Source organism: Pseudarthrobacter sp. HLT1-3, from assembly GCF_059383535.1.
Window position 1 is genome coordinate 1 of sequence record NZ_JBWZCJ010000047.1, and the last position, 8,076, is coordinate 8,076.

Annotated in this window: 9 protein-coding genes; 5 read left to right on the top strand and 4 right to left on the bottom strand. The window is 66.4% G+C overall.

Going from position 1 to position 8,076, the window contains the following annotated elements; translation table 11 throughout:
• Nucleotides 1-53: 53 nt before the first annotated feature.
• Both AC50X9_RS20835 and AC50X9_RS20840 read left to right on the top strand, forming a co-directional pair.
• Entirely contained in the window at nt 54-695 is a 642-nt protein-coding gene (locus AC50X9_RS20835) for a DUF222 domain-containing protein (RefSeq protein ID WP_494896937.1), read from the top strand.
• A gap of 96 nt (nt 696-791) precedes the next feature.
• A complete protein-coding gene (locus AC50X9_RS20840) occupies nt 792-1,082 on the top strand; it encodes a hypothetical protein (RefSeq protein WP_494896921.1) in 291 nt (96 codons plus the stop codon).
• Nucleotides 1,083-1,364: 282 nt separating this feature from the next.
• Here the strand turns inward: AC50X9_RS20840 and AC50X9_RS20845 are convergent, their stop codons facing one another.
• Nucleotides 1,365-2,093 (bottom strand): FadR/GntR family transcriptional regulator, encoded by a 729-nt coding sequence (locus AC50X9_RS20845; protein WP_494896923.1) that lies wholly within the window; start codon nt 2,091-2,093, stop codon nt 1,365-1,367.
• A gap of 260 nt (nt 2,094-2,353) precedes the next feature.
• Here AC50X9_RS20845 and gnd point away from each other — a divergent pair, with 260 nt between their 5' ends.
• Together gnd and AC50X9_RS20855 are read left to right on the top strand one after the other, a co-directional pair.
• Entirely contained in the window at nt 2,354-3,790 is a 1,437-nt protein-coding gene (gene gnd, locus AC50X9_RS20850) for an NADP-dependent phosphogluconate dehydrogenase (protein WP_494896925.1), read from the top strand.
• Nucleotides 3,791-3,936: 146 nt separating this feature from the next.
• Nucleotides 3,937-4,770, top strand: a complete 834-nt coding sequence (locus AC50X9_RS20855) for an oxidoreductase (protein WP_494896927.1) — start codon at nt 3,937-3,939, stop codon at nt 4,768-4,770.
• 55 nt (nt 4,771-4,825) lie between these two features.
• Here AC50X9_RS20855 and epsC read toward each other — a convergent pair whose 3' ends face one another.
• The 3 genes from epsC to msrA form a co-directional block, all read right to left on the bottom strand.
• Entirely contained in the window at nt 4,826-5,410 is a 585-nt protein-coding gene (gene epsC, locus AC50X9_RS20860) for a serine O-acetyltransferase EpsC (protein ID WP_494896929.1), read from the bottom strand.
• Between the two features lie 38 nt (nt 5,411-5,448).
• Nucleotides 5,449-6,384, bottom strand: a complete 936-nt coding sequence (cysK, locus tag AC50X9_RS20865; RefSeq protein ID WP_494896931.1) for a cysteine synthase A — start codon at nt 6,382-6,384, stop codon at nt 5,449-5,451.
• A 65-nt stretch (nt 6,385-6,449) separates the two neighbouring features.
• The gene (gene msrA, locus AC50X9_RS20870) at nt 6,450-6,974 is read right to left on the bottom strand and encodes a peptide-methionine (S)-S-oxide reductase MsrA (RefSeq protein ID WP_494896933.1); all 525 of its coding nucleotides are present in this window, start codon (nt 6,972-6,974) and stop codon (nt 6,450-6,452) included.
• Nucleotides 6,975-7,053: 79 nt separating this feature from the next.
• Between msrA and AC50X9_RS20875 the strand changes: the two genes are divergently transcribed.
• Nucleotides 7,054-7,977, top strand: coding sequence for a Nif3-like dinuclear metal center hexameric protein (locus tag AC50X9_RS20875; protein ID WP_494896935.1), 924 nt, complete (start codon nt 7,054-7,056; stop codon nt 7,975-7,977).
• Nucleotides 7,978-8,076: the final 99 nt, after the last annotated feature.

An 8,076-nucleotide genomic window follows, 5' to 3' on the forward strand; every position in this document is an offset into this window, starting at 1 on the left:
AGCATCTGGAAATCTTCGCCACGGCCGACCAGTTCGAACACCTGCTCACGGTCATGAACACCGCCACCAACCCGCGCACCGGCGCTGCCGCCGACCCCGACGCTGACGCCGGCGCCGGCTCCGGGGGTGTTGTGGACGCGGCTGCGGCGGAGGCGGCCGCAGCCGGGCGCCTCGATCAGCGCACCCGGCCGCAGCGGCTGCTCGATGGTCTGGTCGGTGCGTGCAAGGTGGCCCTGGCGGCCGGAGATCTGCCCGCCACCGGAGGCCTGCGCCCGCAGGTGATGGTCACCATCGACTACCGTGACCTCCTTGATCAGCTCGGCGGCCCCGGCCCGCAGACACGCGGACCGGGATCGACTACGGGGACCCTGATGTTCACCGGCCCGGTCACGGCCTCGACCGTACGCAAAATCGCCTGCGACGCGGACATCATTCCGCTCGTGCTCGGCGGCAACGGCCGGGTCCTGGACATCGGCCGGGCCTCACGGGTCTTCCCGCCGCACATCCGCAAGGCCCTCACCGCGCGGGACGGGGGCTGCGCGTTTCCGCAGTNACTTTGTTCACACCACCACCACGTGATCCACAAGGAACAATGGACCATCCAGGTCCGCGCCGGCATCCCCTGGTTCATCCCCCCGCCGCACCTGGACCCACACCAGGTGCCACGCCGAAACCGCCACTTCCAGCTCGAATGAACCCCAGGCCGCCACCAGACCGGCTGCTTGACCGGGCGTTCGGGTCAATGGGCAACGCAGCGGACTTTGTCACAGCCTCGCCCTACCGTGGCTCGCATGGAACACGTAATACTGAAAACTGGTCCGGATGGAAGGCCCCAGACGGTGCTGCGCGGCGGTCACGAATGGCTGGTCGGGGCGGAGCCGGTGCGCTGGTTCGAGCGGGTGAGTTGGTGGGAGGCGGAGCGGCGGATGCCCAAGGGGCTAAGCCGCGTCGACGTCGAAGTGTGGCAGATCCAGGCGAGACTGGGCCGGAATCAGGGTTCTGCCCTCACAACGATGGAAATCGTCCGTGACGGCCGGGGCGGCGGCTGGCGGCTCCGGGAGGCCATCGCAGACGCGGCCTAGGCGGAGCGTCAGCTGCCACCGTGGGCCAGACTTACAGGGGCATTGGAAAGGCCTTCCACCGCGACTATTGGGGGATGCCGCGGTGGAAGGCCTGAGACGAATATACCGTGAATATTTGGAAATGAGAAACACCCGGCGGCGATTCCGGGCCTCGTAAATGCCCAGTCGATGGTGTAATTGCGGGCCGCTTGGCCACGGGTAGAGGTAGACCCTGGTCAGAAGATGGGGGAGACACCCGCCCTCGAGGAATCGGCGGGCTGCCCTGGCAACGATCGCCCGGGCTTAGGGCCGCTGGACCGCGACAAAGACTCTGGGCTGGTTTTTCCACTCGGGTTCCATCTCCGAGATGGTGTTCCGCATGATCCGGTCCGAGGCTTCGCGGGCCGCCACTGGCTTTCCGTCGGCGATCGCTTCCGCCAGGTCCACGTGCCACTGCAGCGCGGCCGCCCGTGGATGGTCCGGCATCAGGCCGTGCACCGTGCGCCCGGTCAGCGTCTCAGCCACCTGGCCCACCATGTTGGCGAACATTTCGTTTCCGGAGCCTGTCAGCAGCAGTGAATGAAAATGAATATCCAGCTCCAGAAACCTCGGCACGTCCCCGGCCTGCCCAGCGTCGCGCATCGCGTGCGAGACGTCGACGAGCTCGCGGCGGATCTCCCCGGGGGCGTTGGCAGCGGCCAGTTCGGCGGCGACAGGTTCGACGGCGGTGCGCAGCTCGGCGAGCGAACGCAGCTGTGCGCCACGGCCATCGCCGGCGAGGCGCCAGCGGATCACCTGGGGGTCGAAAGGGTTCCATCGGGCGGCTGGCAGCACCCGGATGCCCACCCGCTTGGTCGTTTCCACCAGGCCCAAGGACTGAAGGACGCGTACCGCCTCGCGCACCACCGAACGGGACACCTTGAGTTCCTCTTCGAGGTGCTCCGCCAGCATGATGTGGCCGGGCGGCAGAGCGCCTGCGACGATGCGGGTGCCGAGGTGCTCGATCGCACGGTGGTGGAGGCTGGTTGACATAGTCGTAAGCATAGTGGGGCAGTCACTGTTCCAGACGATGTTCCAGAGGACGTTTCGGCCGAGGTTGACGCCGGTGGCGGCGCACGGCTCGGGAAATCATAGACTGTAGGTGAAGCGCCATATTCCGCCACGTGGGCACGGCTTTCCAGCCGCCCGCGGAAATACATATGGTTTATTGACAGCCACTGATCCCAAGAAAATGGTCCCGCCTCACGCGCGGGACGAACTGCACTCGTTGCACAGAATGAATTGGAGTTTTGATGTCAGCACACATCGGTGTCACCGGCCTTGCGGTGATGGGGGCAAACCTCGCCCGCAACCTGGCCCGTAACGGCTTCACCGTTGCCCTGCACAACCGTTCCGTCGAGAAAACCGATGCCCTGCTGGAGAAGCACGGCAAGGACGGCGACTTCGTCCGCACGGAGACCCTGCAGGAACTCGTCGACTCGCTGGAGAAGCCGCGCCGCGTGCTGATCATGGTGAAGGCCGGCAAGCCGGTCGACTCCGTGATCGAGCAGCTCGAGCCGCTGCTGGAACCGGGCGACATCATCATCGACGCCGGCAACTCCCACTATGAGGACACCCGCCGCCGCGAGGCGGCCCTCGCCAAGAAGGACCTGCACTTCGTCGGCATCGGTGTCTCCGGCGGCGAGGAAGGTGCCCTCAACGGCCCCTCCATCATGCCCGGCGGCTCCCGGGAGTCCTACGACGCCTTGGGCCCCCTGCTGGAAAAGATCGCCGCCCACGTCGACGGCAAGCCCTGCTGTGCCTGGATCGGCACCGACGGCGCCGGACACTTCGTCAAGATGGTCCACAACGGCATCGAATACGCCGACATGCAGGTCATCGGTGAAGCGTTCGACCTGCTGCGTTCCGGCGCGGGAATCGAGCCGGCCGAGCAGTCCAAAATCTTCGCCGAATGGAACAAGGGCGACCTCGCCTCCTTCCTGATCGAAATCTCCGCCGAGGTCCTTGGCCACGTGGATGCGAAGACCGGCAAACCGTTCGTCGACGTGGTCGTGGACGCCGCCGGCCAGAAGGGCACCGGCCGCTGGACCGTCATCTCCGCACTCGAGCTGGGCTCCCCGACGTCGGGCATCGCCGAATCGGTCTTTGCCCGGGCGCTGTCCTCGCAGACGGAGCAGCGCAAGCTGGCCCAGGACCTGCTCGTCGGGGCGGAAGCCGACGTCGAGATCCCCGAGAGCTTTGTCGAGGACGTCCGCCAGGCGCTGTACGCCTCCAAGCTGGTGTCCTACGCGCAGGGGCTGGACATGCTCACCTCGGCCGCCAAGGAATACGGCTGGGACCTGAAGCTGGACGAGATCGCCTCGCTGTGGCGCGGCGGCTGCATCATCCGCGCCGAACTGCTCAAGGAGATCACCAAGGCCTACGCCGCGGCGGAGAAGCCGGCCAACCTGCTGTTCGCCCCGGCGTTCACCAAGGCGATCGCCGACGTCCTCCCGGCCTGGCGCCGGGTCGTCTCGACCGCGGTCCAGCTCGGCATCCCTGTCCCGGTGTTCTCCTCCTCGCTGGCGTACTACGACGGCCTGCGCCGCAAGCGCCTCCCGGCCGCCGTGATCCAGGGCCAGCGCGACCTTTTCGGTGCGCACACCTACGGCCGTGTTGACTCCGAAGGAACGTTCCACACTCTCTGGGGCGAGGACAAGTCCGAAATCGAGGCAGTGGACACCCACTAGTTTCGCCACTGAGGCCGGCGGCCGGTGCTCCCCGTTACGCTGGGAGGCACCGGCCGTTCGCGTTTAACCGGGAACCCGCTCCGGGATCCCGTCCAGTAACCGCCCCCGCCGGCGTCCCACCCGCCACCGTCCCAGGAGTGCAGCAGATGACACAGCCCGTAGCATTCGTCACCGGCGCCTCGACCGGAATCGGTTTTGAGACCGCCTGGAAGCTCGCGGCGCACGGTTTCACCGTCTATGCCGGGGCCCGCCGCCTCGGGAAGATGGAGCCCCTCAAGGCGCACGGAGTGACGGTTCTGCCGCTCGATGTGACGGACGAGGATTCGATGACCGCCGCCGTCGAGCAGGTGATTGCCGCCCACGGCCGGATCGACGTCCTGGTGAACAACGCCGGCTACGGTTCCTACGGCTCGCTGGAGGAAGTGGAACTCGCCGAGGGGCGGCGGCAGTTCGACGTCAACCTCTTCGGGCTGGCCCGGATGACGCAGCTAGTGCTGCCCGGAATGCGGGCGGCGGGGCGGGGGAGGATCATCAATGTGTCCTCGATCGGCGGAAAAATGTACGAGCCGCTCGGTGCCTGGTACCACGCCACCAAGTTCGCGGTCGAGGGCCTGAGCGATTCACTGCGGGTCGAACTCAAGCCGCACGGCATCGACGTGTCCATTATCGAGCCGTCCGGAACCGAATCGGAGTGGGGCGCGATTTCCGGCGACAGCCTGCTGGCCACGTCCGGCCGGGGGCCCTACACGGACCAGGCGAAAATCGTCGCTGCAGCGCTGGCCTCAACCATGGGCTCGTCCATGTCGACCCCGCCGGACGTCATTGCCGACGCCATCGTGCACGCCGCGACGTCGCGCAGGCCCAGGACCCGCTACCCGGTGGGGAAGGGTGCCCGGGCGATTCTGCTGTTGCGGCGGCTGCTCCCCGACCGGGCCTTTGACGTTGTGATCTGGAAGATCTACCGGCGGTTTCCCGCCTAGCAGCCGGATGCATGCATGCTGGCACCCATGCCAGTCCGGCGGCAGGCGGCGCCGGCTAGATCCGGTATTCGATCAGGTATTCAGCCGGGTCGACGGCGGGCTTGGTTTCGCGCTGTGCGTCCCGGTGACGCCAGGTCGCCGGCACGCCGGTGAGGATTGAATCTGCCGGGGCGTCCTTGACCACAACGGCGTTGGCGCCCACGGCGCTGTCCCGGCCGATGGTGATGGGTCCCAGGATCTTGGCTCCGGCCCCGATCACGACGCGGTCCTCAAGAGTGGGGTGGCGTTTGACCTTCGCCAGCGAGCGTCCGCCGAGGGTTACGCCGTGGTAGATCATGACGTCCTCGCCAATCTCGGCGGTCTCACCGATGACGACGCCCATGCCGTGGTCGATGAAGAAACGGCGCCCGATCGTGGCTCCCGGGTGGATCTCGATCCCGGTGAGGAACCGGGCCAGCTGGGAAATCAGCCGCGCCGGGAAGCGCAGCGCAGGGTTCTGCCAGAGCCGGTGCGTCAGGCGGTGCGCCCAGATCGCGTGCAGGCCGGAGTAGGTGAAGAAGTTCTCAACGGACCCTCGAGCCGCCGGGTCATGCGACCGGGCGGCGTCGAGGTCTTCCTTCAGTCTTGCGAAAAAGCTCACAAAGACCTTTCTACGAAATCGGAAATAGCGGGCTGGGCTCAGCCGCGGATGTCGTCGTACAGCACGGTGGAGATGTAACGCTCACCGAAGTCGCAGACAACAGCAACGATCAGTTTACCGGCGTTCTCGGGGCGCTTGGCGAGTTCCAGGGCGGCCCACACGATCGCGCCGGAGGAAATGCCGCCGAGGATGCCCTCTTTGACTCCGAGTTCGCGGGCGACCCGGACCGAGTCCTCCAGGGTGGCGTCGAGGACCTCGTCATAGACGTTGGTGTCCAGGATTTCCGGGACGAAGTTGGCGCCGAGGCCCTGGATCTTGTGCGGTCCCGGGGCGCCGCCGTTGAGGATGGCGGAGTCCTTCGGTTCGACGGCGATGATCTGGACCTCGGGCTTGCGCTCCTTGAGGACCTGCCCGACGCCGGTGACGGTGCCGCCGGTGCCGACGCCGGCGACGAAGATGTCGACCTTGCCGTCGGTGTCGGACCAGATTTCTTCCGCCGTGGTCTGGCGGTGGACCTCGGGGTTGGCCTCGTTGGCGAACTGCTGGGCCCAGATGGAGTTCTCCGTGTTGGCGACGATCTCCTGGGCCTTCTCCACGGCGCCGCGCATGCCCTCGGAGCCGGGCGTGAGGACAATCTCCGCACCGAAGGCGCGGAGCATGACACGGCGCTCGGTGGACATGGTTTCGGGCATGGTCAGGATGACCTTGTAGCCGCGGGCCGCGCCGACCATGGCCAAGGCGATGCCGGTGTTTCCGGAGGTGCCTTCCACGATCGTGCCGCCGGGCTTGAGGGCACCGGACTTCTCCGCGGCGTCCACGATGGCGACGCCGATCCGGTCCTTGACGCTGTTGGCCGGGTTGTAGAACTCGAGCTTGACGGCCACGGTGGCGTCAAGGCCTTCGGTCAGCCGGTTCAGCCGGACCAGCGGGGTGCCGCCGACCAGCTGGGTAACATCGTCATAGATCCGTGCCATGGGTGTCTGCGCCTGTCTGTTGTGGGGATACTGAGGTCAGCCTAACGAGAGCCCGCAGGCCCTAGCTAAGCATTAAGCCATGCTGAGTAATATTTCCTGGCTTTGGCCAGTTTCGGATTGATGATCACCTGGCAGTAGCCCTGCTCCGGGAACTTGGCGAAGTAGTCCTGGTGGATTTCCTCGGCGCGGTGGAACACCGGCAGCCGGCTGACTTCCGTGACGATCGGATGCGCCCACAGCGACTGGTTCCGCTCGATGGCCTCCTCGAAGAGGATCTTCTCATCGGTGGTCTCATAGAACATCGAGGAGCGGTACTGGGTTCCGACGTCGTAGCCCTGGCGGTTGGGCGTCGTGGGGTCGTGGAGTGCGAAGAACATGTCCAGGATGACCTCCGCGGGGATGACCTCCTCGTCGAAAGTCACCGCCACCACCTCGGCATGGCCGGTGGTCCCGGAGCAGACTGCGTAGTAGTCGGGGTTGCGGAGGTGGCCTCCGGTGTAGCCCGAAATGACGGCGCTGACACCCTTGGTTTTCTGGTAGACGGCGTCGAGGCACCAGAAGCAGCCTCCGCCGAGCACAAAAGTTCTCATGCTCTCTTCAATGGTTGAAGGGCCCCGATGATTCCCGGCGTCCGCGGGGGAGGCCCGACTATAGGGTAAAAATGGGGGTATGGAACCTGTAATCACCGACGTTTCAGCTGGCCCGCCCGAAGGAAACGACGGTTCCGGCAACGGATCCGGGGAAATACCGGAGGTGCCCACGCTGGGCATGGTCCTGCTGGCCGTGGAAGAGCTCTGGCCCGAATCCCTGGCCGAGGACTGGGACGAAGTGGGCTTGGTGGCCGGCCGCCCCTCCGCCGCGGTGAGCAAGATCCTCTTCGCTGTCGACCCGACCCTCGAGGTGATCGAGGAGGCCATCGACTTTGGCGCCCAGCTGCTGATCACCCACCATCCGCTGCTGCTCAAGGGCGTCACCTCGGTTGCGGCCACCACCGCCAAAGGCCGGGCCGTGCATCGTCTGATCGAGTCGGGGACCGGCTTGCTGACCGTCCACACCAACGGGGATTCCGCCGTCGGCGGCGTCTCGGATGTCCTGGCCGACGCCTTGGGCCTGCAAAACGTGGCCCCGCTGACGCCGGCGGCGAACGGTCTGCCGGAGGAGGGCATCGGGCGGGTCGGGGACCTGGCGGACGTCCTGACCCTTGGCGACTTTGCGGCCCGCGTCTTCGGCATCCTGCCCTCGGTCGCCGGCGGGGTGCGCGTCTCCGGGGACAGGGACGGGCTGGTCCGCCGCGTGGCCGTCTGCGGCGGTGCCGGCGATTCCCTCTTCGGCGAAGTCAGGGCGAGCAACGCCGACGTCTTCCTGACCGCGGACCTGCGGCACCATCCGGCGTCGGAAGCCCGCGAGGCAGCGGTCAATGACCGCCCGTACCTGATCGACGTTTCCCACTTCGCGAGTGAGTGGCTGTGGCTGCCGGCCGCGGCCGAGGCGCTGGGCAATGTGCTGAGCGACCAGGGGCACGACGTCGAGATCCGGGTCAGCACCACCAACAGCGACCCGTGGGACTTCATTCTGACTCCGGGCGGGGACTAGCCCGGGGTTTTCATGAGGGTGGGGCCCGTAGGGTGTGTTTAAGCGACGAAAGGTGCTTCTGAGCTGGGAAAATAGTGTTGTTGACGCACTGTTCCACCG

Coding starts and splice junctions, on each gene's coding strand:
- AC50X9_RS20840 (WP_494896921.1), top strand. CDS start 792: ATGGAACACGTAATACTGAAAACTGGTCCGGATGGAAGGCCCCAGACG.
- AC50X9_RS20845 (WP_494896923.1), bottom strand. CDS start 2,093: ATGTCAACCAGCCTCCACCACCGTGCGATCGAGCACCTCGGCACCCGC.
- gnd (WP_494896925.1), top strand. CDS start 2,354: ATGTCAGCACACATCGGTGTCACCGGCCTTGCGGTGATGGGGGCAAAC.
- AC50X9_RS20855 (WP_494896927.1), top strand. CDS start 3,937: ATGACACAGCCCGTAGCATTCGTCACCGGCGCCTCGACCGGAATCGGT.
- cysK (WP_494896931.1), bottom strand. CDS start 6,384: ATGGCACGGATCTATGACGATGTTACCCAGCTGGTCGGCGGCACCCCG.
- msrA (WP_494896933.1), bottom strand. CDS start 6,974: ATGAGAACTTTTGTGCTCGGCGGAGGCTGCTTCTGGTGCCTCGACGCC.
- AC50X9_RS20875 (WP_494896935.1), top strand. CDS start 7,054: ATGGAACCTGTAATCACCGACGTTTCAGCTGGCCCGCCCGAAGGAAAC.